The sequence below is a fragment of the Methyloparacoccus murrellii genome (assembly GCF_054657115.1).
In genome coordinates this window covers 1-406 of the sequence record NZ_BAAHXD010000129.1, presented here as the reverse complement: position 1 = coordinate 406, position 406 = coordinate 1, and the positions used below count along the sequence as shown (strand labels likewise).

Sequence of the window (406 nt, the reverse complement as noted above, 5' to 3'; positions counted from 1 at the left end):
TTGTGATGTTCGCCGACGCGGCCACCGAGGACTTTTTCCGCGCCCGCCTGGACCCCATGATCGATCTGCGCCACCCGCTGGTGGTGTTGGCCTCTCGCATGCCGTGGCAGCAGATCGAGGCATCGGTGGCGCACCTGTTCTCGCGCAAGGCGCGCGCCGCGCAGGCCATGCCCGATCTGGATCGGTTTGGTGAGGCTGCGCAACCCCTTGCGCGCAAGTCCAACGCCGGGCGCCCGCGGGTGCCGCTGCGCATCATGATGGCGCTGCTCTACCTCAAGCACGCCTTCAACCTCAGCGACGAGGCCGTGGTCGAGCGCGGGTGCGAGACACCTCGCTGGCAGTACGTCTCGGGTCTGGCGTACGACGAGGAGCGCCGGCCATGCGACGCCACCACGCGGGTCACGTG

At 68.7% G+C, this 406-nt stretch carries 1 protein-coding gene; it reads left to right on the top strand.

The features are described 5' to 3' along the window. On the top strand, positions 1-406 hold a 406-nt coding region (locus ACYQ1H_RS15585; RefSeq protein WP_460028953.1), incomplete at both ends, for a transposase.